The sequence below is a fragment of the Pseudorhodoferax sp. Leaf274 genome, assembly GCF_001422445.1.
In the GTDB taxonomy this organism is placed as follows: domain Bacteria; phylum Pseudomonadota; class Gammaproteobacteria; order Burkholderiales; family Burkholderiaceae_C; genus Pseudorhodoferax.
This window is the reverse complement of record NZ_LMNA01000028.1, coordinates 169,508-194,187: the sequence shown is the minus strand read 5'-3', so window position 1 is coordinate 194,187 and position 24,680 is coordinate 169,508. Positions and strand designations below refer to the sequence as shown.

The window sequence follows — 24,680 nt, the reverse complement described above, 5'->3', positions numbered from 1 at the left end:
GGGCTCAGCGCAGCCGCGCGCCGTCGCGCACCGACTCGATCGCGCCGTTGTACAGGCGCACGATGCCCAGGAAGTTGCCGGGGCCGCGGTCGTAGGTCCACTCCTCCATGGGCACGCACTGGTTGGCCAGCACGGCGCCCGGGCCGTCGCCGCGGTAGGGCGTGACGATCCAGCCCAGTTGCAGCATCGGCACGCAGACCGGCTGGCGGTACACCGGTTCGCCGCACTTGTGCAGCAGCGCCACCGGCGATTCGCCCTTGCCCACGAGGTGGCCATTGCAGCGCATGGACGGCGAGGCCTGGGCCGCGGGCGCGGCCAGCGCCGCCAGCGCAGCCAGGATCGGCAAGGCCGCCAGGGTGCGCCATGCCGCCGGCACGCGTGCGGGCGGACGGGTCCGGGGCGGTGGAGTCGGGTGCGGCATGGCACGAGCATATCCCTGCCGCGCGTGCTCATCGCGCTGGAGCCACTCGCAGGACACGGAACCGGCTCGCGGCTGCTGGCCGCACGGCCGCGGAGCAGGCCAAGCGCGTGCACCCGCGGAACCGGCTTGCCCGGCCGCCGGGTGCGCCGCCGTGAGGGGTATCGGATGGCGACACGCAGTGCGCCAGCCAAACGGGGTGGATTCGTTTACCGCCGCGCGCGCCAGCCCAGCAACTCGTTGCCCACCAGCGCCAGGATCACCAGCGAGCCGCCCGCCAGCACCGAGGGCCCGGGCTGCTCGCCCGCACCCAGCCAGGCCAGCGCGATGCCGAAGATCACCTCCAGCAGCGCCAGCAGCGAGACCTCGGGCGCCGCCAGCACGCGCGCGCAGCGCACCGCCAGCACGCAGGGAATGGCCAGCTGCACCACGCCCAGCAGCGCCAGCAGGCCGACGTCGTGCGCCGTGGCCGTGAGCGGCAGGGCGGCCGGCAGCGTGGTCAGCGAGGACAGCAGCGCGCCCACCAGCACGGCCGGCACCAGGTCGAGGTCGCGGCCGGACGCATGGCTGCGCTGCACCACGGTCCAGTTCACGGCCGCGGCCACCGGCACGCACAGCGCCACCAGCGTACCGGTCAGCACGCCGCCCTCGCCCAGGCCGAGCTGCGTGCCGTACATCCAGGCGATGCCGATGCCGGCCAGCACGATGGCCAGCCAGGTGCGCGGCGCCAGCCGGTGGCCCAGCGCGAAGCGCGCCACCAGCGCCGTGAACAGCGGCCCGAGCGCCATGGTCACGAGCACGTTGGCCACGCTGGTCAGCGTCAACGCGAGCATGAAGGCCGTGAACATCACGCTCCAGCACACGCCGGAGACCCACAGCGCCCAGCCGGCCGCGCGCATGCGCGCCAGCAGCGCCCGGCCCTGCAGCGCCGGCAGCAGCACCAGCAGCGTGAGCAGCGTGAAGAAGCTGCGCCAGAAGGTGACCTCGAAGCCCTCGGCCGCCTGCAGGTGCCGCGTGACCACCCCGGCGATCGACCACATCAGCGTCACGAGGACCATGAGGAACAGGGCGCGGGTATGGGTCAGCTGCATGGGTTCTTGTCTCCGGCCAGGCATCGGCCGGGCGCGATTGTGCTGCAGCCGGCAGCGTGCGCCGCCGCTCGGAACGGTGCTTGCAACATCCACCGGCCCGCGCCCCATCGTGTCGGAAGCACCCGCTCAGGCGGCCAGCGGCGCCAGGGCCTCGCGCATGGTGCGCGCCACCAGCTGCTGGCGCTCGCGCGGCATGCGCGCCAGCGTGCTGGCCAGGCTGATCGCGGCCACCGGCTCGCCGCGCGCATCGCGCACCGCCATGCCCACCGCCAGCACGTTGCGCGTGGCGTGGTTGCCGATCACCGACCAGCCGCGCTCGCGCGTGGCGCGCACCAGCAGGTGCAGCCGCTCGGCCGTCATGCCGCCGTAGGCACCCAGCACGGGCGCGTTGGCGGCGACGATCTGCTGCACCTGGGCGTCCGGCAGCGCCGACAGCAAGGCCAGCCCGGCCGCGCCCACGCCCAGCGGCTGGCGCGTGCCCACCTGGATCACCAGCACCTGCACCGGGTGGGTGCCGACCTCGCGCGCGATGCAGTGCGAATGCGGCCCCTCGCGCACGATGGCGAAGGCGGCATCGCCGTAGGCCGCGCTGACCTGTGCCAGCACCGGCTGCAGCCGCACCGCCATGTTGGGCTGGGCGGGGGCTGCCGCCGTGCGGCCCAGCCGCGGCCCCGCCGCATAGCGGAATCGGCCCGCCGCGGCCACGTAGCCGGCCGCCTGCAGCGTGGCCAGCAGCCGGTGCACGGTGGCCCGCTCGAGCCCGCAGGCGCGGCACAGCTCGACCACGCGCAGGCCCTCGGGGCCGGCATCGAGCACCGCGTCCAGCAGCTGCAGCCCGCGCCGCAACGCACGCGCACCGGTGGCATCGGCGGGAGAAACGTCCGCACTGTGGACGTTCTGGTTCGTGCTGGGGCGGGCCATGGCGAAGAATTCCGGCGGTCGGGAGCGATGCCGCGCAGTGTGCCGCAGCCCCGGCCGCACCATCCAACCCAAGGAGACAACATGAACCACCGCCATCCTTCGCGCCGCCGCTTGCTGGCCTGTGCCACCGGCCTGGCCTGCCTGGCCGCCCTGCCCGCCCACGCCGAGACCTGGCCCGCCAAACCCGTGCGCCTGGTGGTGGGCTACGCGGCAGGCGGTGCGACCGACGTGGTCACCCGGCTGGTCGGCCAGAAGATGGGCGAGCTGCTGGGCCAGCCGGTCATCGTGGACAACCGCACGGGTGCCAACAGCAACGTCGGTGCCGAGGTGGTGGCCCGCGCCCCCGCCGACGGCTACACGCTCTACGTCTACACCATCGCCAACACCATCAACGCCTCGCTGTACGGCAAGCTGGGTTACGACCCGCGCAAGGACTTCGCGCCCATCGGCCTCATAGCCAAGATCCCGAACATCCTGGTGGTGTACCCGGGCCTGCCGGTCAAGACGGTGGACGAGTACCAGCGCTTCGCCAAGGCCGAGAAGAACGGCATCACCTTCGCGTCCTCGGGCAGCGGCTCGTCCATCCACCTGTCAGGCGAGATGTTCAAGATGCAGACCGGGCTCAACATGCTGCACGTGCCCTACCGCGGCAGCGCGCCGGCCGTGGCGGACCTGCTGGGCGGCCAGGTGCAGTCGATGTTCGACAACGCGCCCTCGGCGCTGCCGCACGTGCAGTCGGGCAAGCTGCGCGCCATCGCCGTGACCAGCGCGCAGCGCCTGCCCATGCTGCCCGACGTGCCGACGTTGGCCGAGTCCGGCTTCCCGGGCCTGGACGTGCAGTCCTGGTTCGGCCTGGCCGCGCCGGCCGGCACGCCGGCGCCCGTCGTGGCCCGGCTCAACCAGGCGCTGAACCAGGCGCTGGAGACGCCGGAGGTGAGAAAGCGCCTGCAGGACCTGGCGGCCACGCCCGCCGCCGGCACGCCGGCGCAGATGCGCGCCTTCGCCGACGCCGAGATCGCACGCTGGCAGGCGGTGGTCAAGGCCTCGGGCGCCTCGGTCGAGTAAGCCTGCCCACCCCGCACCGGAACACGCCATGTACCCCATCGATTTCTTCTGGCGCGCCGCCACCCGCTGGCCCGGGCGCACCGCCATCGACGCGCCCGAGGGGCTCGTCACCTACGCCGAGCTGGCCGGACGCGTGCGCGCACTGGCGGCCGCGCTCCAGGCCGTCGACCCGGCGCCGCAGAGCCGCGTGGGCATCTGCGCGCACAACAGCGTGGCCCACATCGCCGCGCTGCTGGCGGTGCTCGCCAGCGGCAAGGTCTGGGTGCCGCTGAACCCCAAGAGCACGCGGCCGGAACTGCGCCGCCTGGTGGACGCCACCGGCCCCAGCATCCTCGTGCTGGACGCCGACTGCGCCGATCTGCTGGAAGGCGCGCCCGGCCACCGGCTGTGGACCGATGCGGCGCCTGACGGCGGCGACACCGTGGCCACGCTGCTCGCCCGCCATGCCGGCGCGCCGCAGCCCGCGATCGCGCTGCCGGACGACGCCACCCAGGCCATCAAGTTCACGGGCGGCACCACCGGCGCGCCCAAGGGCGTGATGCAGCCCTACCGCGCCTGGATGGCCAACATCGCCAACCAGATCCACTGCTGGGGCTTCGACGAGCACGAGCGCTACGTGCTGGCCGCGCCCGTCACGCACGGCACCTCCACCTACCTGCTGCCCATCCTGGCCCAGGGTGGCTGCCATGTGCTGCTGGACGGCAGCGGTGCGCAGGCCGTGCGCCAGGCCTTCCGCGAACGCGGCGGCACGGTGGCCTTCATGCCGCCCACGCTCATCTACATGCTGATGGCGCTGCCGGGCGCGCAGCGGGCCGACTTCCCGCAGCTGCGCCGGCTGATCTACGGCGGCGCGCCCATGCCGCCCGAGAAGATCCGCGAGGTGCGCGCCTTCTTCGGCCCGGTGCTGGCCACCACCTACGGCCAGACCGAGGCGCCACAGATCCTGACCGTGCTGCAGCCAGAGGATTTCGAGGACGAGCGCAACTGGGCCTCGGTCGGCCGCACCGCCTGGTTCAGCGACGTGGCCATCATGGCGCCGGACGGCCGGCTGCTGCCCAGCGGCGAGGTGGGCGAGGTGGTGGCGCGCGGCGATCTCGTCATGAGCGGCTACTGGCGCCTGCCCGACAAGACCGCCGAGACGCTGGTGGACGGCTGGCTGCACACGGGCGACCGCGGCCTCATCGACGAACGCGGCATGCTCTACCTGAAGGACCGGCTCAAGGACATGGTCATCACGGGCGGCTTCAACGTCTACCCGATCGAGGTCGAGAACGCGCTGGGCCAGCACCCGGCCGTGCACGAATGCGCGGTCTTCGGCGTGCCCGACGACAAGTGGGGCGAGGCGGTGCAGGCGGCCGTGCAGCTGCGCCCCGGCCGGCAGGCGGGCGAGGCCGAACTGATGGCCTTCGTGCGCGAGCGGCTGGGCCCGGTGGCCACGCCCAAGCGCATCCATTTCCACGCCAGCCTGCCGCGCTCGCCGGTGGGCAAGGTGCTCAAGAACGCCGTGCGCGAACGCGCGCTGGCAGCCGATTGATGTCCAAGGAGACACGCATGAAGACCAAGACCCCCGAGACCCGCCTGTGCACGCACACGCTGACCAGCCTGCACTACGGCGACGCCAACCTGGTCGAAGACCTGATGGGCCAGCGCAGCTTCACCGAGGTGATGCTGATGCAGATCCTGCAGCGCCCGCCGCGCCCGGTGGACATGCGCATCTGCGACGTGGTGCTGATCGTGCTGATGGAACATGGCCTGACGCCCAGCGCCATCGCCACGCGCCTCATCTACATGAGCGCGCCCGAGAACCTGCAGGGCGCGGTGGCCGCGGGCCTGCTGGCCGTGGGCAGCTCCTTCGTGGGCACCATGGAGAACTGCGCGCCGCTGCTCGATCGCATCGCCGCCGCGGCCGACCCGGATGCCGAGGCGCTGCAGATCGCCCGCCACTACAAGGAGATCAGGGGCGCCGTGCCGGGCTTCGGCCACCATCTGCACAAGCCGGTGGACCCGCGCGCCTACAAGCTGCTGGAGCTCGGCCGTGCCGAGCCCGAACTCAAGGGCGACCGCATCCGCGCGCTGGAGACCCTGTCCAAGGCCGTGGACCAGGTTGCCGGCCGGCCCATCACCATCAACGCGACGGGCGCCGTGGCCGCGCTGCTGGGCGAGATCGGCGTGCCGACCCACGTGATGCGCGGCTTTGCCGTGATCTCGCGCGCGGCCGGCCTGGTGGCCCACATCGTCGAGGAGCAGCAAAGCCCCTCGGGCCGCTTCATCTGGGACACGGTGGAGCACGCCATCCCCTTCGTGGGCAAGGCGCCGGAGGGCGCGCAATGAGCCGGGGCGCCGCATGAACGCCGGCCTGCCCCTGGGCCTGGACGGCCGCGTGGTCTTCGTCGCCGGCGGCGGCTCGGCCGGCCCGGGCTGGAGCATCGGCCGCGCGGCGTGCGTGACCTACGCCCGCCTGGGCGCGCGCGTGTGCGTGGCCGACCGCGATGCCGATTCGGCCGCCGAGACCACGGCGCTGGTCCGCGCCGAGGGTGGCGAGGCCGAGACGCTGGTGGGCGACGTGGCGGTGCAGGCCGACGTGGAACGCCTGTTCGCTGCCGCCCGCGCACGCTTCGGACCCATCGACGCGCTGCACCACAACGTGGGCATCGGCAAGACCGGCGGCCCCATGGAGACCAGCGCCGAGGACTTCGACCGCATCCACGCCGTCAACGTGCGCAGCCTGCTGCTGTGCGCGCAGCAGGTGCTGCCGGACATGGCCGCGCGCGGCCGCGGCGCGCTGGTGGCCATCTCCTCCGTGGCCGGCATGCGCTACGTGGGCTACCCGCACCTGGGCTACAGCGTGACCAAGGCGGCCGTCACGCAGTTCACCCGCATGGTGGCGCAGCAGTACGCGGGCCAGGGCATCCGCGCCAACACCGTGGTGCCCGGGCTGATCGACACGCCGCGCATCGCCGGCACGGTGGCGAAGATGTTCTCGGACAGCAGCCTGGACGAGGCGCGCGCCGCACGCGCGCGCCAGGTGCCGATGCAGCGCATGGGCACGGCCTGGGACGTGGCCCATGCCTGCGCCTTCCTGCTGTCGGACGCGGCGGCCTACGTGACGGGCACGGAACTGGTGGTCGATGGCGGGCTGACGGGCAAATACGCCTGAAGGCGCTCGCTCGCCCGATCTTCCCGATCCCTCACTCGCCCGCGCGGTAGGCGGCTGCGTCCAGGCGCAGCCGCTTGAGCTTGTCGTACAGCGTCTGCTTGGCGATGCCCAGCGCCCCCGCCGTGGCGCCCACGTCGCCGTGCGCGCGGCGCAGCCCCTCGGACACCAGCACGCGCTCGATCTGCTCCAGCTGCTCGGGCAGGCTGCTGGCCGGCGGGCCGTCGCCCAGCAGCCGGGCCTGCTCCTCGTCCATGAGGCCCAGCACGTAGCGGTCGGCTACGTTGCGCAGCTCGCGCACGTTGCCCGGCCAGGTGTGGGCCATCAGCACGGTGAGGATCTCGGGCGTGACCAGCGGCGCGGGCAGCTCGTAGCGGCGCGCGGCCTGCAGCACGAAGTGCTCGAACAGCAGCGGGATGTCCTCGCGCCGCTCGCGCAGCGGCGGCAGCGCGATGAAGGCCACGCCCAGGCGGTAATAGAGGTCGCTGCGAAAGCGCCCCTGCTCGGAGGCCAGGCGCAGGTCTTCCTTGCTGGCGGCGACCACGCGGCAGTCCACCGGCACGGCCTGGTTGGAGCCCAGCCGCTCGATGCTGCGGTCCTGCAGCGCACGCAGCAGCTTGGCCTGCACGGGCAGCGGCATGCCTTCGATCTCGTCCAGGAACAGCGTGCCGCCGTGGGCATGCTCGAACTTGCCGATGCGCCGGCGCGTGGCGCCCGTGAAGGCGCCGGCCTCGTGGCCGAAGATCTCGCTGTCCACCAGCGACTCGGGCAGGCCGGCGCAGTTGACCGGCACGAAGTGGGCCTGCCGGCGCGCGCTGTGCTCGTGCAGGCAGCGCGCCACGAGATCCTTGCCGGTGCCGGTCTCGCCGTAGAGCACCACGTCGGCCGGCGCGGCCGACAGCGTGCGCACCAGCGCGCGCACACGCTGCATGGCGGCCGAGCGGCCCAGCAGCGTGGCCTGGATGCCGGGCCAGCTTTCCAGCTGGCGCTTGAGCGAGGCCACCTCCAGCGCCAGCTGGCGCTTGTCGGCCGCGCGCCGCACCACCGCGACCAGCTGCTCGGAGCTGCAGGGCTTTTCCAGGAAGTCGTAGGCGCCTTCGCGCATGGCCTGCACGGCCATGGCGATGTCGCCGTGGCCGGTGATCAGCACCACCGGCAGTTCTGCGTCCAGCCGGCGCAGCTCGGCCTGCCACGCCACCCCGCTGGTGCCGGGCAGGCGCACGTCGCTGACCACCACGGCCGGCATGCCGGCGGCCACGGCGGGCCGGGCGGCCTCGACCGAGTCGTAGGCCCGCACAGCGAAGCCGGCCAGCTCCAGCGCCTGGGCGCTGCCGGCGCGCACGTCCTCGTCGTCCTCGACGAAGACCACATGGATGGGATGCAGGCCCGTGCTCATGCCGGTGCTCCAGCGCAGCGCACATGGCTGCGGCTCGTCGGCAACAGGCGGGATCGGTTCATTCCGCGTCCGCGCGCCGCAGCGGCAGGTCGATGACGAACTCGGCGCCGGTGGGCACGAGGTTGTGCGCGCTGAGCGTGCCGCCGAACTCCCGCACGAGGTGGGCCGAGACCATGAGGCCCAGGCCCATGCCCTTGCCGGCGGGCTTGGTGGTGATGAAGGGCTGGAACATGCGGGCCAGGATGGTGTCGGGGATCAGAGGCCCATTGTTGCGGATCGCGACGCGGGCGCGCCCCTCGGCCACCGTGGCCTGCACCTCGATGCGCCGTGGCCCGGGCACGCCCTGCAGCGCATCGATGGCGTTGCCCAGCAGGTTGGCCAGCACCTGCTCCATGCGGCTTTCGTCGCCGGCCACGGCCAAGGTGGCCGGCACGCCGTCCAGCGACAGCGCGATGCCGGCCTCCTGCAGGCGCGGCGCGAGCTGCTGCTGCAGCTCCTGCACCAGGCGCAGCAGCTCGACGCTGCCCAGGATGCCGGCCGGCTTGCTGGCGAACAGCCGCAGCTGCGATGACAGGCGCTTGAGCCGGGCCACGAGGCGGCCGATGCGGGCCAGGTTGTCGCGCGCCTCGTCCAGCCGGTTGCGCTGGATCAGCTGGTCGGCGTTGTCCGAGACGGTCTGCAGCGCGGCCAGCGGCTGGTTGAGTTCGTGCACCAGGCCGGCCGACAGCTGGCCCAGCACCGCGAGCTTGCCGGCGTGCACGAGTTCGTCCTGCGCGGCCTGCAGCGCGGCCGTGCGCTCGGCCACCTTGCGCTCCAGCGCGTCATGGGCCCGCTGCAGTGCCGCGCGGCTGGCCAGGTGCTGGCGGATCGCGCGGCGGCGCGCGTCGAGCAAGGCCGCCGCCGCCAGCAGCAGCGCCATCGCCAGCGCCGCGCTGAAGGCCCAGTTGCGTGCGCTGGCACGCACGGCGGCCTCGTCGTCGAGCAGGATCAACTGCCAGCGGCCCTGGTGCACCTGGCGCGTGCTGGCCAGCCAGCGCTGGCCGGCGGCCTGTACGCGCCGGGCCTGGCCTTCGCCCGCGCCGCGGTCGCGCCAGCCCAGCGGCTCCAGGCTGCTCGGCCCGTAGCGGCGCGCGGCGGCGGCCTCGGCGCGGGCCGCCTCGGAGAGCGCCACCAGCGGGCGCCAGCGCCAGTCGTCGCGGCTGGACAGGATGGCGACCTGGTGTTCGTCCACCACCAGCACGGGCCCGGGCAGCTGGCGCCACTCCTGCTCCATGCCGGCCAGGTCCACCTTGACGGTGGCCAGCCCCAGGGCCGTGCCCTGCGAAGGCAGCGCGTACGACAGGTAGTAGCCCGCGCGCGCGCTGGTCACGCCCAGGCCGTAGAAGTGGCCACGCCCCCCGGCCAGCGCCTCGCGCACGTAGGGCCGGTACGAAAGGTCGCGCCCGTACGGCGTGCCGGGCAAGGCGAAGTCGGCCGCGGCGATGGCGATGCCGGCGCGGTCGACCAGGTAGAGGTTGTCGGAACCCGCGATGGCGTTGAGCGACTGCAGGTACAGGTTGACGCCGTAGCCGCGCTGGGCGTTGTCGGGCTGGGCGAAGAACTGCATGACCTCGGGCGAGGTCTCCAGCAGCGAGGGCAGGAAGTCGAAGCGCGACAGCTGTGCGTCGAGCCGCGCGGCCGCCACCTCCAGCCGCTGGGCTGCCACCTGCTCCAGCGCGGCCAGGCCCTGGCGCATGGCGAGCCAACTGCCGGCCCAGGCCGCCAGGCCGATCAGCAGCACGGCGGTGGCGGTGCGCACGGCCAGGCGCGCGGTCAGGCGCGTGGCCGGGCGCGCTGCCATGCGCATCGGGCGGGCTGGCTGGGTCGGGCTGTCCGCCATCGCGCTCCCGCCGGCCGGTCAACGGCTCTTGCGCGCTGGCTTGGCAGCGGGTGCGGGCGCTGCGCCCATGGCCTCGGACATGCCGATCAGCACGCCGCTGACCAGCGTGGCGTAGTGGTCCATGAAGGCCTGGGCCGCGCGCTGGTTAAAGGCCCGGCCTTCGCGCGTGGCGGCCTGGGCCTTGGCCAGCAACTGCTCCACCGCGTCGTTGGCGGCCTGGCCGGTGGCGCTGTCGCCCTGGCCGAACAGCATCAGGGCCTGCGCCCAGGCGCCCTGCATCGGCGCCAGCGCGGCGCCGCTGGTGGCCTTGCGCATGGTCTGGAACACCATGTCCTCCATCTTCTCGATGTCGTCCATGGCCTTCTTGGCCTGCTTCTCGCGCAGATCCAGCCCCTGGTCGAGCAGCTGCTGCAAGGCGCGCTGGCTGGCCTGCACGGCCTGGCGCACGGCGTCGTCGACACCGGCCACGGTCTGGGCCAGCATGGCCTCGACGTCCACGCCGTGGGTGTTGCGCGCCGCCCCTTGCGCGGCGGCCTCGGTCACGGACTTGACCACCTCCTTGATGGCCTTGAGCGTGAGTTCGCGCTGCTGCAGGGCCTTGAGCGTCATGTCGTGCACGGCCTGGCGCAGCGCCTGGCCTTGCTGGGTGGTGGCCTGCTCGTACTGCGCGATCAGGGCCTCGGTGTCGATACCGGTCTTGCTGCTTGCCATGGCTTGTCTCCTGGATGCAAAGGACGGATGCGGACGCCGGTGCGGCGGCCGGCCCCCATCTTGCACCAAGTTGCCCGCAGAACTCAGGCGCCCGCCTTGCCCGTCGGCATGTGGTGGTCCACCGCATCGAGCACGGCCTCGGGCGCGTCGGCCAGGGCGCCGGTCTCGTTGTTCAGCACGCGCTGCATGCGCGCGGTGTCCAGGTCGCCGGTCCACTTGCCGACCACCACGGTGGCCACGCCGTTGCCGATCAGGTTGGTCAGCGCGCGGGCCTCGGACATGAAGCGGTCGATGCCCAGGATCAGCGCCAGGCCGGCCACCGGCACATGGCCCACGGCCGACAGCGTGGCCGCCAGCACGATGAAGCCCGAGCCGGTGACGCCGGCAGCGCCCTTGGACGTCAGCAGCAGCACCAGCAGCAGCGTGATCTGGTGCGTGATGTCCAGCGGCGTGTTGGTGGCCTGGGCGATGAACACCGCGGCCATGGTCAGCAGCAGCGTGATCTGGTGCGTGATGTCCAGCGGCGTGTTGGTGGCCTGGGCGATGAACACCGCGGCCATGGTCAGGTAGATGCTGGTGCCGTCCAGGTTGAACGAGTAGCCCGTGGGCACCACCAGGCCGACCGTGGACTTGCGCACGCCCAGGTTCTCCAGCTTGGCCATGATGCGCGGCAGCACCGATTCGCTGGACGAGGTGCCCAGCACGATCAACAGTTCTTCCTTGATGTACTTGATGAACTTCCAGATCGAGAAGCCATGGGCCTTGGCGATGCTGCCCAGGATCACGAAGATGAAGAACAGGCAGGTGGCGTAGAACGTAGCCATCAGCTGGCCCAGCTGCACCAGGGAGCCCAGGCCGTACTTGCCGATGGTGAAGGCCATGGCACCAAAGGCGCCGATGGGGGCGACCTTCATGATGTAGCCCACGATCACGAACAGCACGTGCGAGAACTTCTCGATGAAGTCGAACACCAGCGTGCCCCGGCCGCCGAAGCGGTGCAGCGCGAAGCCGAACATCACCGAGAACAGCAGCACCTGCAGGATCTCGCCCTTGGCGAACGCATCGACCACGGTGTTGGGGATCACGTGCAGCAGGAAGTCCACCGTGCCCTGCATCTGGCCGGGCTGCGTGTAGGCCGCAATGGCCTTGGTGTCGAGCTGGCTCACATCCACGTTCATGCCCGCACCGGGCTTGACGATGTTGATGATGACGAGGCCGACGACCAGCGCGATGGAGCTGACGATCTCGAAATACAGCAGCGGCGATGCCGACCACCACCGTGCAGAAGATGATGGGCGCGATGATCATCTTGATCAGCTTGATGAAGCCGTCGCCCAGCGGCTTCATGGCGGCGCCGGTGTCGGGATAGAAGTGCCCGAGCAGCACGCCGATCACGATGGCGGTGATGACCTGGAAGTACAGCGAGCGGTAGAACGGACGGGGCTTGGAGTCTTGGTCCATGGCTTGTCTCTTGGTGGTGGAGAAAGAAGCCGCTTCGCAATGCCCGTGCCACCGTAGACGGGCGCGCAACCCATTGATTTACCAATGGATTCCAACCGCGCCACATGCCGCCGCCCCGGCCTTCCAGACGCACAAGCAAAACGGCCTCCGGATGTCCGGAGGCCGCTTCAAGGGTTAACCCTAGGAAATACCGATCAGCCTTCGCGGCTGGCGCGCTTGCGCTCGTGTTCCTTCAGATAGCGCTTGCGCAGGCGCACGCTCTTGGGCGTGATCTCGACCAGTTCGTCGTCCTCGATGAACTCGACGCCGTATTCCAGCGTGAGGTCGATCGGCGGCGTGATCTTGATCGCGTCTTCCTTGCCGCTCACGCGGAAGTTGGTCAGCTGCTTGGTGCGCGTGGCGTTGACCACGAGGTCGTTGTCGCGGCTGTGGATGCCGACGATCATGCCCTCGTACACCGGGTCGTTGGCGCGCACGAACATGCGGCCGCGGTCGTCCAGCTTGCCCAGCGCGTAGGTGAAGATTTCGCCGTCGTCCATCGAGATCAGCACGCCGTTCTTGCGGCCGCCGATGTCGCCCTTGTGCGGCTCGTAGCTGTCGAAGATGTTGCTGATCAGGCCGGAGCCGCGCGTCAGGTTCAGGAACTCGTTGGTGAAGCCGATCAGGCCACGCGCCGGGATGCGGTACTCCAGGCGCACGCGGCCGCGGCCGTCCGGCTCCATGTTGACCAGTTCGCCCTTGCGCTCGCCCAGGGCCTGCATCACGCCGCCCTGGTGCTGGTCTTCGATGTCGGCCGTGACCAGTTCGATCGGCTCGTGCTTCTCGCCGTCGACGGTGCGGAACACCACGCGTGGCTTGGAGACGGCCATCTCGTAGCCTTCGCGGCGCATGTTTTCCAAGAGGATGGTCAGGTGCAGTTCACCGCGGCCCATGACCTCGAAGATGCCTTCTTCGTCGGTCTCGTTCACGCGCAGCGCGACGTTGTGCTGCAGTTCCTTCTGCAGGCGGTCCCAGATCTGGCGGCTGGTCACGAACTTGCCTTCGCGGCCGGCCAGCGGGCTGGTGTTGACGCAGAAGTTCATGGTCAGCGTGGGCTCGTCCACCTTGAGCATGGGCAGCGGCGCCGGGTTGGCCGGGTCGGTGATGGTCACGCCGATGCCGATGTCGCCCAGGCCGTTGATCAGCACGATCTCGCCGGGGCCGGCTTCGGTGGCCTGCACGCGGTCCAGGCCCTGGAAGGTCAGCACCTGGTTCACGCGGCCCTTGTAGGTCTTGCCGTCCGGGCCTTCCATGACCACCACGTCCATCATGGGCTTGATCGTGCCCTGGCTGATGCGGCCCACGCCGATGCGGCCGACGAAGGTGGAGAAGTCGAGCGCGGAGATCTGCAGCTGCAGCGGTGCGGCCGCGTCGCCCGAGTTCGCGGGAACGTGGTCCAGGATGGTGTCGAACAGGGCCGACATGTCCGAGCCCCACTGCTCGCCCGGTGCGCCTTCTTCGAGCGAGGACCAGCCGTTGATGCCCGAGGCGTAGACCACGGGGAAGTCGAGCTGTTCGTCGGTCGCGCCGAGCTTGTCGAACAGGTCGAACGCGGCGTTGACCACGTGCTGCGGGCGCGCGCCCGGCTTGTCGACCTTGTTCACCACCAGGATGGGCTTCAGGCCCAGGGCCAGCGCCTTCTTGGTCACGAAGCGCGTCTGCGGCATCGGGCCTTCCTGCGCGTCGATCAGCAGCACCACGCTGTCCACCATGGACAGGGCGCGTTCCACCTCGCCACCGAAGTCCGCGTGGCCCGGGGTGTCGACGATGTTGATGTGCGTGCCCTTCCAGGTCACGGCGCAGTTCTTCGCCAGGATGGTGATGCCGCGTTCTTTTTCGATGGCGTTGTTGTCCATCACGGTGTCGACGACCTTCTCGTGTTCGGCGAAGGTGCCGCTCTGGCGCAGCAGCTGGTCGACCATCGTGGTCTTGCCATGGTCGACGTGGGCGATGATGGCGATGTTGCGGATCTGTTTGCTCATGGTTGGGTTTCCAGGATCTGTTGGATTTCGGTCGGACTCAGCAGCCGGGACGGGATCAGCTCCCCGGCTTTGACATGGGCGGTGCCCAGGAGGGCATGCGGTTGGTCGCCGAACACCGCGGCGGCATCGGCGTCGGGCCAGGCACCACGCCTGCGCATGCCCGACAGGAAACGGCCCGCATCCTGCACGGACAAGGTGACGCGCATGTGTTCGGGCAGCAGGGCTTCGCAAAGCAGCAGCCGTGCCAGGCGCTGCTCTTCGGGCAGGGCTTCGAGGTCGGCGAGCGTGATGCACTGCGCGGCCTCGAACGGGCCGGTGGCCACGCGGCGCAGCGCGACGAGGTGTCCGCCGCAGCCGAGCGCCTCGCCGATGTCTTCGCCCAGCGTGCGGATGTAGGTGCCTTTGGAGCACTCCACCTTCAGGCGCAGGAAGGGCGCATCGCCCTCCAGTTGCATCTCGAGCAGCTCCAGTTCATGGATGACCACGTTGCGCGGCTGGCGCTCGACGGTCAGGCCGGCGCGCGCGTACTCGTACAACGCCTTGCCGTCCTTCTTGAGCGCGCTGTGCATGGGCGGCAGTTGGGCGATGGGCCCCATGAAGCGGTCCAGCACCTCGACCACCTGGCCCACGCTGCAGGCCACGGGCCGCTGCTGGACGATGTCGCCCTCGGCATCGGCCGTGGTCGTCGTGACACCCAGGCGCACGGTGGTCTCGTAGGTCTTGTCGGCGTCCAGGTGGAGCTGGCTGAACTTGGTGGCCGCGCCGAAGCACAGCGGCAGCACGCCGGTGGCCAGCGGGTCCAGCGTGCCGGTGTGGCCGGCTTTTTCGGCGCGCAGCAACCACTTCGCCTTCTGCAAGGCGTCGTTGCTGGAGAACCCCAGCGGCTTGTCGAGCAGCAACACCCCATGCACAGGGCGCCGCTGCACCCTGGTGCGTGGCGCTCGAATTTGACCCCCACGCTCTTTCACTGCGTGTAAATCGCTGCCCCCCAAGGGGGCTCTCGCACCTTGGGGCGGCCCGGCGTTGCTCACGGTCTAGTCGTCTTTGGCGCGCGAGGCGACGGCGCGCGCGATCAGCGCGTTCATGTCGGCCGCACGCTCGGTGGTGCGGTCAAACTGGAAGTGCAGCGTCGGCACGGTGTGGATGTGCAGGCGCTTGAACAGGTGGTTGCGCAGGAAGCCTGCGGCCTGGTTCAGCGCGTCCTGCGTCTCGTCCGGCTTGCCCACCAGCACGGTGAAGAACACCTTGGCGTGGGCGTAGTCGGGCGTGACCTCGACGGCCTGCACGGTGACCATGCCCACGCGCGGGTCCTTGAGCTCGCGCGCGATGATCTCCGTCAGATCGCGCTGGATCTGGTCGGCCACCTTCAGGCTGCGGTTGGGCGCTGCGGACTTCTTGGCGGGCATGGCGTGCTCCTCCCGGACCCCTTACAGGGTACGGGCGATCTCCTTGATCTCGAACAGCTCGAGCTGGTCGCCTTCGCGGATGTCGTTGTAGTTGCGCAGCTTGATACCGCACTCGAAGCCTTCGCGCACTTCCTTGACGTCGTCCTTCATGCGGCGCACCGACTCGACTTCGCCCGTGTAGATGACCACGTTGTCGCGCAGCAGGCGGAAGTGCGCATTGCGCTGCACCACGCCGTCGAGCACGTAGGAACCGGCGATCGTGCCGATCTTGGTGGCCACGAACACGGTGCGGATCTCGGCATGGCCGATGATCTCTTCGCGGCGCTCGGGTGCCAGCATGCCGGCCATCGCGGTCTTCAGCTCGTCCACGGCGTCGTAGATGATGCTGTAGTACTTGAGGTCGACACCGTTGCCTTCGGCCAGCTTGCGCGCACCGACGTCGGCACGCACGTTGAAGCCGATGACCACGGCCTTGGAGGCGATGGCCAGGTTGATGTCCGACTCGCTGATGCCGCCCACGCCGGTATAGACCAGCTGCACCTTGACCTCGTCGGTCGAGAGCTTGAGCAGCGACTGCGCCAGCGCTTCCTGCGAACCCTGCACATCGGCCTTGAGGATGATGGGCAGCGTCTTGACCTCGCCCGCCGTCATGTCGGAGAACATGTTCTCCAGCTTGGCGGCCTGCTGCTTGGCCAGCTTGGTGTTGCGGAACTTGCCGGCGCGGTAGGTGGCGATCTCGCGGGCACGGCGCTCGTCGGCCATGACCATGAACTCGTCGCCGGCCTGCGGCACTTCGGTGAGGCCCTGGATCTCGACCGGGATCGAGGGACCGGCTTCCTTGGAGGGGCGGCCGTCTTCGTCCAGCATGGCGCGCACGCGGCCCGAGGTCGAGCCGGCCAGCACCACGTCGCCGATCCGCAACGTGCCGGACTGCACCAGCACCGTGGCGACCGGGCCGCGGCCCTTGTCCAGCTGGGCTTCGATGACCAGGCCCTTGGCCGCGGCTTGCACCGGCGCCTTGAGTTCCAGCACTTCGGCCTGCAGCAGCACCTGTTCCAGCAGGTCGTCGATGCCCTTGCCGGTCTTGGCCGAGACTTCGACGAACGGCGAATCGCCGCCGAATTCTTCGGGCACGACCTGCTCGGCCACCAACTCGCTCTTGACGCGCTCGCTGTTGGCTTCGGGCTTGTCGATCTTGTTGATCGCCACCACGATGGGAACGCCTGCCGCCTTGGCGTGCTTGATGGCTTCCTTGGTCTGGGGCATGACGCCGTCGTCGGCGGCCACCACCAGGATCACGATGTCGGTGGCCTGCGCACCGCGGGCACGCATGGCCGTGAAGGCCTCGTGGCCCGGGGTGTCCAGGAAGGTCACCATGCCGCGCGGCGTGTCGACGTGGTAGGCGCCGATGTGCTGCGTGATGCCGCCGGCTTCGCCCGCCGCCACCTTGGTGGTGCGGATGCGGTCCAGCAGCGAGGTCTTGCCGTGGTCCACGTGGCCCATGACGGTGACCACCGGTGCGCGCGGCAGCGCTTCGGCCTGCGCGCCCTGCACTTCGTCTTCGGTGAAGGCTTCGGGATCATCCAGCGCGGCCACGACGGCCTTGTGGCCCATTTCCTCGACCACGATCATGGCCGTGTCCTGGTCCAGCGGCTGGTTGATGGTGACCATCTGGCCCAGCTTGATCAGGTGCTTGATGACCTCGGAGGCCTTGATCGACATCTTGTGTGCGAGCTCGGCCACCGTGATGGTCTCGGGCACGTGCACCTCGAGGATGCGCGCCTCGGCCGGAGCCGACTGGCCATGGTCGTCGCGCTGGTCGCGGCTGTCGCCACGGCGGCCACGCGGGCCGCTGCGCCAGTTGCCACGGCCCACACCGCCGCTGGAATCGCCGCGCGTGGGAATGGCCTTCTTCTTGGCCGGATCGCCGGCCCAGGCGGAAGACGTCTTGGCCGACTTGATTTCCTTGCCGGCACCGCCGGGCGCGGCTGGCGCCGGTGCACCCGGGCGCGCACCCACCGCCGGGCGAGCGCCAGGCGTGGTGGGCTTGTGCAGCGTGCCCTTGACGCCAGGCTTGGCGGCTTCGGCCGGCTTGGCGACGGGCTTGGGTTCTTCCTTCTTGGCGACCAGCACCTTCTTGGGCGCGGCCATCATGGAGCGGATGGCTGCCGCCTCGGCCTCGGCCTTGCGGCGGCGCTCGGCCAGTTCGTTGGCGCGGGCGGCTTCTTCCTCGGCACGGGCCTTGGAAGCGGCAGCAGCGGCGGCGGCCTTGTCGGCCTGTGCCACTGCGGCAGGTGTGGGGGCTGCAGCGGGTGCCGGGGCAGCAGCGGCCGGTGCGGCAGCCGCAGGGGCTGCGGTGGCCGGCCCGGTGGCCTTGGCCTCGGCCGCGCGGGCGGCGTCAGCCTGCGCCTGAGCCTGGGCCTGCTGCGCACTCTTGCGCGCGGCTTCGGCCGCGGCAGCCGCGGCGGCGGCTTCGCGCTCGGCCTTCTCGGCGGCTTCGCGGTCGCGGCGCTCCTGTTCCTCGCGCCGGCGGCGCTGCTCGGCCAGTTCTTCTTCCTGGCGGCGCAGGGCTTCGGCCTGCTGGCGGGCTTCTTCCTCGCGGCGGGCGAGTTCGGCTTCCTCGCGCTCGGCGGCGCGTTCGGCTTCCTCGCTGCCTTCGGCCTGCACCTCGCCTTCGGCGGCATCGTCGCGCTTGATGAAGGTGCGCTTCTTGCGCACCTCCACCTGGATCGTGCGCGCACGGCCCGAGGCGTCGGCCTGCTTGATCTCGGTGGTCGACTTCTTGACCAGCGTGATCTTCTTGCGGTCGGCGCTCTGCGTGCCATGGCTGGCCTGCAGGTAGCTCAACAGCTTTTGCTTGTCGGTCTCGGACAGGGTGTCGGCCGAGGAGGATTTGGAGACGCCAGCTCCCTTGAGCTGTTCCAGCAGGGTTTCTGCGGGCTTCTTCAGTTCGGAGGCGAATTCAGCGACGGTGGTGGTGGACATGTACTGCGCAACCTTTCATAGCCATTACTCATGCGAAGCGGCATCGCTGGAGAACCAGTGCTCGCGCGCTTTCATGATCAGGGCCGTGGCCTCGTCCGCGGACTGGCCTGTGATATCTGTGAGTTCGTCGACGGCCAGATCGGCCAGATCGTCGCGGGTGTTCACCCCATTCGCTTGGAGCTTGTCGATCGTCTCGGCCGACAGGCCTTCGAGGTCGCGCAGGTTCTGCGACACCCCTTCGGCGCCTTCTTCCTTGGCGATTTCCATGGTAAGCAGGGCATCCTTGGCGCGCGAGCGCAGCTCGGTGACGGTCTCTTCGTCGAAGGACTCGATCTCCAGCATTTCCTGCAGCGGCACGTAGGCGACTTCTTCGAGGCTGGTGAATCCCTCGCTGATCAGGATGTCGGCGATCTCTTCGTCCACATCGAGCTTTTCCATGAACAGCTTGCGGCTGGAGTCGGTCTCCTCGGCCTGCTTTTGCGCCGATTCGGCGGCATCCATGATGTTGATCTTCCAGCCGGTCAACTCGGCTGCCAGGCGCACGTTCTGGCCGCCACGGCCGATCGCGATCGCGAGGTTCTCCTCGTCGACCACCACGTCCATGGCGTGGCGCTCTTCGTCCACCACGATGGACGAGACGTTGGCCGGGGCCAGCGCGCCGATCACGAACTGCGCGGGGTCTTCGCTCCACAGCACGATGTCCACGCGCTCGCCGGCCAGCTCGTTGGTGACCGCGTTCACACGGGTGCCGCGCACGCCGACGCAGGTGCCGATCGGGTCGACGCGCTTGTCGTGCGAGACCACGGCGATCTTGGCGCGCGAACCCGAATCACGGGCGCAGGACTTGATCTCCAGCAGGCCCTGCTCGATCTCGGGCACCTCCTGGCGGAACAGCTCGACCATGTAGGCCGGCGAGGAGCGCGACAGGATGATGGGCGCGCCGCGCAGCGTGAGGTCGACCTCCATGATCATGGCCCGCACGCGGTCGCCCGTGCGCAGGTTTTCCTTGGGGATCATCTCGCTACGGCGCAGCCGGCCTTCGACGCGGCCGCTCTCGACGATGATGTCGCCCTTGTCCATGCGCTTGACGGTGCCGACGAAGATCTTGTCGCCGCGGCTCATGAAGTCGTTGAGCAGCATCTCGCGCTCGGCGTCACGGATCTTCTGCAGGATCACCTGCTTGGCGGCCATGGCGCCGATGCGGCCGATCGGCACCGACTCGACGGGCTTCTCGATGTAGTCGCCCTCTTCGATGTCGGCGATGTCTTCCTTGACGTCGGAGAACAGCTCCTCGGCCTCGGGGTTCTGCAGGCCGGCGGAATCGGGCACCACCAGCCAGCGGCGGAACGTCTCGTAGACGCCGCTGTCGCGGTCCACGGCCACGCGGATGTCCACTTCGCCCTGGTACAGCTTCTTGGTGGCCTGGGCCAGGGCGGCCTCGACCGCGCCGAACACGACATCGCGCTCCACGTTCTTCTCGCGCGAGATCGCGTCGACCAACATCAGCATTTCGCGGTTCATGTCATGCTTCTCCTGCAGTCTTCATTCGTTGCGGGGACATCCTGGGGCGTCCCTTCATTCTTCGGTGGCCGCGCTGTTGCCGCGGCCCTTGAAATTCACCACCGGCGCCAAGCGGGCGTCGCGCAGTTCGTCCAGCGTGAAGCCCAGCACATGCACCGGCAGGTCGAGCTTCTTGCGCGAGGGCTTCTGCCCGGGCTTGGGTGCGGGCGGCTCCTCGCTCCACAGCAGTTGCCACTGCGCCGGCGCATCGGCCTGCACGGCTTCGGCACGCTCGAGGCGGCCGCGGAACTTCTTGCGGGTCGGCGCCACCTGGCCACCCGCCGCGGCACCCAGCGGGGCCTTGAGCGTCAGGTCGACCAGCTCGCCGGCGAAGCGCTGGAAATCGGCTTCCTTGCGCAGCGGGCGGTCGATGCCGGGCGAGGACACCTCGAGCCGGCGGTACTCCACGCCCTCGACCTCCAGGCCGAATTGCAGCTGGCGCGTGACCTTCTCGCAGTCTTCCACCGTGATGAACTGCTCGGCGCCCTTGCCGGTACCCGGCACCCAGGGATGGTCGATCGTGATGCGCAGCAAGCCGCCAGCGGAGCGCTCGATCTCCACCAAGTCGTATCCCAGACCTTCGACAGTCTTGGTCACCAGCTCCTGCAATGCCACGGCTCTCCTTCAACCCAAACAACCGACACCAACAACGCGATCGACGCAAACCAGGCACAAGCGCCTACTTGCCCTATGTGCCTGCGTCAATCCCCAAAATCAAGCGGCCAAAAAAAAAGGGCCGGTAGCTACCCGCCCATTTGGTCGTGAAGCGCGCATTCTAGCCCAGATTCGGCGCGCTGTGACCACCTACGGGTGCGGCAGCCGCTACAAGGCTGCGCGTATAGGGGTGTTCCGGGCTGTCCAGCACCCTGTCGGCGGCGCCGGCCTCGACGATTTCGCCGTCTTTCATGACGATGACGTGGTGTGCCATGGCCCGCACCACATCCACGTCGTGCGTGATGAGCAGGTAGGCCAGGCCGCGCGAACGCTGCAGTTTCTGCAGCAGCTCGAGCACCTGCTTCTGGATCGTCACGTCCAGCGCGCTGGTGGGCTCGTCCAGCACCAGCAGCGTGGGCTCGACGATCAGCGCGCGCGCGACCGCGATGCGCTGGCGCTGGCCGCCCGAGAACTCGTGCGGATAGCGCTGCAGCAGGCCCGGGAAGCGCTCGGCCGTCATGCCCACGTCGGCCAGCGCCGCCTGCACGCGCGGGCGCCGCTGCTCGGGCGTGAGCGCGGGCGCGTGCACGCGCAGGCCCTCGCCGACGATCTCCTCGATGGTCATGCGCGGCGAGAGCGAGGAGAACGGGTCCTGGAACACCACCTGCACGGCCCGGCGCAGCGCCAGTTCGGCCCGCCGCCCGCCGCCCCAGGCGCCGCCGGCCACGTCCAGCCGGCCCTGGAACGGCAGCAGGCCCAGCGCCGCGAGCGCCAGCGTCGACTTGCCCGAGCCGGACTCGCCGATCACGCCCAGCGTACGGCCCGGCGGCACCGCGAAGTCCGCGCCCTTGACGGCCTCGAAGCGGCCCTTGCGGAACCAGCCCGCGACGCCGGGGCGTGTGACCGGATAGCTCACGCGGATGCCCTCGGCGCGCAGCACGGGCGCGCCCTCGGCCGGCGCCTCCAGCACATCGCGCTGCGGCCGGCTGTCGATCAGCCGGCGCGTGTAGGGGTGCCTGGGCTGGGCGAAGACCTGCTCGACCGCGCCCTGCTCCACGATGTGGCCGGCCTCCATCACCGCCACGCGGTCGGCAAAGCGGCGCACCAGGTTCAGGTCGTGCGTGATCAGCAGCACGGCCATGCCATTCCTGCGCTGCAGGTCGGACAGCAGGTCCAGGATCTGGCCGCGCAGCGTCACGTCCAGCGCGGTGGTGGGCTCGTCGGCCAGCAGCAGTGCGGGCTTGCAGGCCAGCGCCATGGCGATCATGGCGCGCTGGCGCTGCCCGCCCGACAGCTGGTGCGGGTAGGCGCCAGCGCGGCGCTCGGGATCGGGAATGCCGGTGTCGCCGAGCAGGCGCACGGCTTCGCGCCAGGCCTCGCCGCGCAGCAGGGCCTGCTTGAGCTGCAGCACCTCGGCGATCTGCTCGCCCACGGTGTAGAGCGGGTTCAACGCGGTCATCGGCTCCTGGAAGATCATGGAGATCTCCTGGCCGCGGATGGCGCGCAGCTCGCGCTCGGGCAGGCTCGCGAGGTCGCTCCAGCCTTCACGCCCTTGGAACAGCGCCTGGCCCGTGACCTGCGCGTCCGGCACCAGGCGCAACAGGCTCAGCGCCGTGACCGTCTTGCCCGAGCCGGACTCGCCCACCAGGGCCAGCTTCTCGCCCGGGGCCAGCGCAAAGTCCACGCCATGCACCACGGTGTGGCCGCCGAAGGAGACCTGCAGCTGCTTGGCGTTCAGCAACAACGGCTGGGTCATCGGCGCACCCTTCTGACTGCGGCCTGTCCCGCCAGGCGGGAGCGGGCTTGTTCGGAACGGCCCGGCACGGCGCTCATTTCTCGGCCTTTCGCGGATCGAGCGCATCGCGCAGCGCGTCGCCCATGAAGGTGAGCAGCAGCAGCGTGAGCACCAGCACGCCGAAGGTGCACATGGAGATCCACCAGGCGTCGATGTTGGCCTTGCCCTGGCTCAGCAGCTCGCCCAGCGAGGGCGTGCCGGGCGGCACGCCCAGGCCCAGGAAGTCGAGCGAGGTCAGCGCGAGAATGGCCGCGCTCATGCGAAAGGGCAGGAAGGTCACGACCGGCACCATGGAGTTGGGCAGGATGTGGCGCCACATGATCTGCACGCTGGACACGCCCAGCGCGCGCGCCGAGCGCACATAGTCCATCTGCCGATTGCGCAGGAACTCGGCCCGCACGTAGTCCGACAGCCCCATCCAGCCGAACAGCGAGAGCAGCACCAGCAGCAGCGACACGCTGGGCGCGAAGATGGCGCTGAAGATGATGAGCAGGTACAGCTCGGGCATGGAGCCCCAGATCTCGATGAAGCGCTGGAACGCCAGGTCCGTCCTGCCGCCGAAGTAGCCCTGGATGGCGCCGGTGACGATGCCCAGCACCACGCCGATCGCGGTCAGCGCCAGCGCGAACAGCACGCTCACGCGGAATCCATAGATCAGCTGGGCCAGCAGGTCGCGGCCGCGGTCGTCGGTGCCGAAGAAGTTCTCGGTCGACGGTGCGGCCGGGTTGGGCTTGCTGGCGAAGTAGTTCAGCGTGCGTGGGCCGTAGGGGTTGGGCGCATAGACGGCCCAGTTGCCGCCGCCCGTGATGCGTTCGCGGATGAAGGGGTCCAGGTAGTCGGCCGGGCTCTCGAAGTCGCCGCCGAACACCTTCTCCGAGTGGTCCTGCCAGATCGGGAAGTAGGTCTGGCCCTCGTAGCGCACGACGAGCGGCTTGTCGGTGGACAGCACCTCGGCGAACAGGCTCAGCACCACCAGCGTGCAGAAGATCACCAGGCTGTAGAAACCCAGCTTGTTGCGGCGAAAGCGTTGCCAGGCGCGGCGGCCAGGCGAGAGGTGGCGCGGTTCGGGCGCCGGCACCGGCGCTGGCGCCGCTGCCGTGGGGGGCATGGTGCTGCTAGTCAAATTTCACCCGTGGATCGACCAGCACATAGGACAGGTCGCTGATCAGCTTGGTCACGAGCCCGATCAGCGTGAAGAAGAACAAGGTGCCCAGCACCACCGGGTAGTCGCGCCGGATCACGCTCTCATAGCTCAGCAGTCCCAGACCGTCGAGCGAGAACAGCGTCTCGATCAGCAGCGAACCCGTGAAGAACGCGCCGATGAAGGCCGCCGGAAAGCCCGTGATGATGGGGATCAGCGCGTTGCGGAACACGTGCTTCCACAGCACGCGGCGCTCGTCCAGGCCCTTGGCGCGGGCCGTCAGCACGTACTGCTTGCGGATCTCTTCCAGGAACGAGTTCTTGGTCAGCATGGCCGTCACGGCGAAGCTGCCCAGCACCATGGCCGTCACCGGCAGCGTGATGTGCCAGAGGTAGTCGACGATGCGCGCCCCCCATGACAGCTGCTCCCAGTTCGACGAGACCAGCCCGCGCAGCGGGAACCACTGCAGCTGCCCGCCGAAGACCACCAGCAGCGCCACGCCCAGCACGAACCCGGGGATCGCATAGCCCACCAGCACGACCAGCGTCGTCAGGAAATCGAAGCGCGAGCCCGCGCGCACGGCCTTGGCCACGCCCAGCGGCACGGCGATGAGGTAGCTGATGAAGAAGGTCCACAAGCCCAGGCTGATGGACACCGGCATCTTCTCCTTGATGAGTTCCCAGACGCCCTTGCGCTGGTAGAAGCTCTGGCCCAAATCGAACCGCGCGAAGGACTTGAGCATCTGCCAGAAGCGCTCGGGCGCCGGCTTGTCAAAGCCGTAGAAGGCCTTGATCTCCTCGATGCGCTTGGGGTCCAGGCCCTGGCGGCCGCGGTAGCCGGCGCCGCTGGCGGCTGCACCCTCGCCGCCGGAATCGCGCCCCTGCAGCTGCGACACCATCTGCTCCACCGGCCCGCCCGGCACGAACTGGATCACCACGAAGGTCAACAGCAACACGCCGAACAGCGTGGGCAGCATCAGCAATAGACGCTTGAAGATATAGGCTGCCACGCGTCGTCGCCTC

18 protein-coding genes and 3 pseudogenes are annotated in these 24,680 nt (G+C 69.7%); 4 read left to right on the top strand and 17 right to left on the bottom strand.

The window, feature by feature from the left end; all coding sequences use genetic code 11:
* Positions 1 to 4: 4 nt before the first annotated feature.
* The 3 genes from ASF44_RS24760 to ASF44_RS24750 form a co-directional block, all read right to left on the bottom strand.
* Complete coding sequence (locus ASF44_RS24760; protein ID WP_082525025.1) at positions 5 to 421, bottom strand: DUF2845 domain-containing protein; 417 nt, start codon at positions 419 to 421, stop codon at positions 5 to 7.
* Positions 422 to 627: 206 nt separating this feature from the next.
* Positions 628 to 1,509: a DMT family transporter gene (locus ASF44_RS24755; protein WP_056901912.1), complete on the bottom strand. Its 882-nt coding sequence runs from the start codon at positions 1,507 to 1,509 to the stop codon at positions 628 to 630.
* Positions 1,510 to 1,635: 126 nt separating this feature from the next.
* Entirely contained in the window at positions 1,636 to 2,430 is a 795-nt protein-coding gene (locus tag ASF44_RS24750) for an IclR family transcriptional regulator (protein WP_056901911.1), read from the bottom strand.
* 81 nt (positions 2,431 to 2,511) lie between these two features.
* Between ASF44_RS24750 and ASF44_RS24745 the strand changes: the two genes are divergently transcribed.
* From ASF44_RS24745 to ASF44_RS24730, 4 genes are read left to right on the top strand one after another with little or no spacing between them, the layout of a single operon-like run.
* Positions 2,512 to 3,495 carry a tripartite tricarboxylate transporter substrate binding protein gene (locus ASF44_RS24745; RefSeq protein ID WP_056901910.1) on the top strand — a complete coding sequence of 328 codons (984 nt, stop codon included), beginning with the start codon at positions 2,512 to 2,514 and terminating at the stop codon, positions 3,493 to 3,495.
* 28 nt (positions 3,496 to 3,523) lie between these two features.
* Positions 3,524 to 5,029 carry a class I adenylate-forming enzyme family protein gene (locus ASF44_RS24740; RefSeq protein ID WP_056901909.1) on the top strand — a complete coding sequence of 502 codons (1,506 nt, stop codon included), beginning with the start codon at positions 3,524 to 3,526 and terminating at the stop codon, positions 5,027 to 5,029.
* A gap of 17 nt (positions 5,030 to 5,046) precedes the next feature.
* The gene (locus ASF44_RS24735; protein ID WP_056902050.1) at positions 5,047 to 5,826 is read left to right on the top strand and encodes a citryl-CoA lyase; all 780 of its coding nucleotides are present in this window, start codon (positions 5,047 to 5,049) and stop codon (positions 5,824 to 5,826) included.
* A 13-nt stretch (positions 5,827 to 5,839) separates the two neighbouring features.
* On the top strand, positions 5,840 to 6,652 hold the full coding sequence (locus tag ASF44_RS24730; protein ID WP_056901908.1) for an SDR family NAD(P)-dependent oxidoreductase: 813 nt from the start codon (positions 5,840 to 5,842) through the stop codon (positions 6,650 to 6,652).
* Between the two features lie 31 nt (positions 6,653 to 6,683).
* Here ASF44_RS24730 and ASF44_RS24725 read toward each other — a convergent pair whose 3' ends face one another.
* From ASF44_RS24725 to ASF44_RS24665, 14 genes and pseudogenes are all read right to left on the bottom strand, one after another.
* Positions 6,684 to 8,045 carry a sigma-54 dependent transcriptional regulator gene (locus tag ASF44_RS24725; protein ID WP_056901907.1) on the bottom strand — a complete coding sequence of 454 codons (1,362 nt, stop codon included), beginning with the start codon at positions 8,043 to 8,045 and terminating at the stop codon, positions 6,684 to 6,686.
* Positions 8,046 to 8,103: 58 nt separating this feature from the next.
* A complete protein-coding gene (locus tag ASF44_RS24720) occupies positions 8,104 to 9,885 on the bottom strand; it encodes a sensor histidine kinase (protein WP_235579344.1) in 1,782 nt (593 codons plus the stop codon).
* A gap of 57 nt (positions 9,886 to 9,942) precedes the next feature.
* On the bottom strand, positions 9,943 to 10,635 hold the full coding sequence (locus tag ASF44_RS24715) for a DUF6781 family protein (RefSeq protein ID WP_056901905.1): 693 nt from the start codon (positions 10,633 to 10,635) through the stop codon (positions 9,943 to 9,945).
* Positions 10,636 to 10,718: 83 nt separating this feature from the next.
* A pseudogene (locus tag ASF44_RS24710) lies at positions 10,719 to 12,096 on the bottom strand (dicarboxylate/amino acid:cation symporter).
* Positions 12,097 to 12,290: 194 nt separating this feature from the next.
* Positions 12,291 to 14,117 carry a translational GTPase TypA gene (gene typA, locus ASF44_RS24705; protein WP_056901904.1) on the bottom strand — a complete coding sequence of 609 codons (1,827 nt, stop codon included), beginning with the start codon at positions 14,115 to 14,117 and terminating at the stop codon, positions 12,291 to 12,293.
* Positions 14,114 to 15,064: a tRNA pseudouridine(55) synthase TruB gene (gene truB, locus ASF44_RS24700; protein WP_056902049.1), complete on the bottom strand. Its 951-nt coding sequence runs from the start codon at positions 15,062 to 15,064 to the stop codon at positions 14,114 to 14,116. Before truB ends, typA begins: the two co-directional genes overlap by 4 nt.
* An 87-nt stretch (positions 15,065 to 15,151) precedes the next feature.
* Complete coding sequence (gene rbfA, locus ASF44_RS24695; protein ID WP_056901903.1) at positions 15,152 to 15,523, bottom strand: 30S ribosome-binding factor RbfA; 372 nt, start codon at positions 15,521 to 15,523, stop codon at positions 15,152 to 15,154.
* 21 nt (positions 15,524 to 15,544) lie between these two features.
* A pseudogene (infB, locus tag ASF44_RS24690) lies at positions 15,545 to 17,878 on the bottom strand (translation initiation factor IF-2); the annotation flags it as partial.
* Positions 17,879 to 17,949: 71 nt separating this feature from the next.
* Positions 17,950 to 18,508: pseudogene (locus ASF44_RS33310) on the bottom strand (translation initiation factor IF-2 associated domain-containing protein); the annotation flags it as partial.
* 24 nt (positions 18,509 to 18,532) lie between these two features.
* Positions 18,533 to 20,029: a transcription termination factor NusA gene (gene nusA / locus ASF44_RS24685; RefSeq protein ID WP_056901901.1), complete on the bottom strand. Its 1,497-nt coding sequence runs from the start codon at positions 20,027 to 20,029 to the stop codon at positions 18,533 to 18,535.
* 54 nt (positions 20,030 to 20,083) lie between these two features.
* Complete coding sequence (gene rimP / locus ASF44_RS24680) at positions 20,084 to 20,683, bottom strand: ribosome maturation factor RimP (protein ID WP_056901900.1); 600 nt, start codon at positions 20,681 to 20,683, stop codon at positions 20,084 to 20,086.
* 160 nt (positions 20,684 to 20,843) lie between these two features.
* Positions 20,844 to 22,478, bottom strand: a complete 1,635-nt coding sequence (locus tag ASF44_RS24675; RefSeq protein WP_056901899.1) for an ABC transporter ATP-binding protein — start codon at positions 22,476 to 22,478, stop codon at positions 20,844 to 20,846.
* Positions 22,479 to 22,551: 73 nt separating this feature from the next.
* Positions 22,552 to 23,625, bottom strand: coding sequence for an ABC transporter permease (locus tag ASF44_RS24670; protein ID WP_056901898.1), 1,074 nt, complete (start codon positions 23,623 to 23,625; stop codon positions 22,552 to 22,554).
* A gap of 7 nt (positions 23,626 to 23,632) precedes the next feature.
* Positions 23,633 to 24,667 carry a microcin C ABC transporter permease YejB gene (locus ASF44_RS24665; protein WP_056901897.1) on the bottom strand — a complete coding sequence of 345 codons (1,035 nt, stop codon included), beginning with the start codon at positions 24,665 to 24,667 and terminating at the stop codon, positions 23,633 to 23,635.
* Positions 24,668 to 24,680 lie beyond the last annotated feature (13 nt).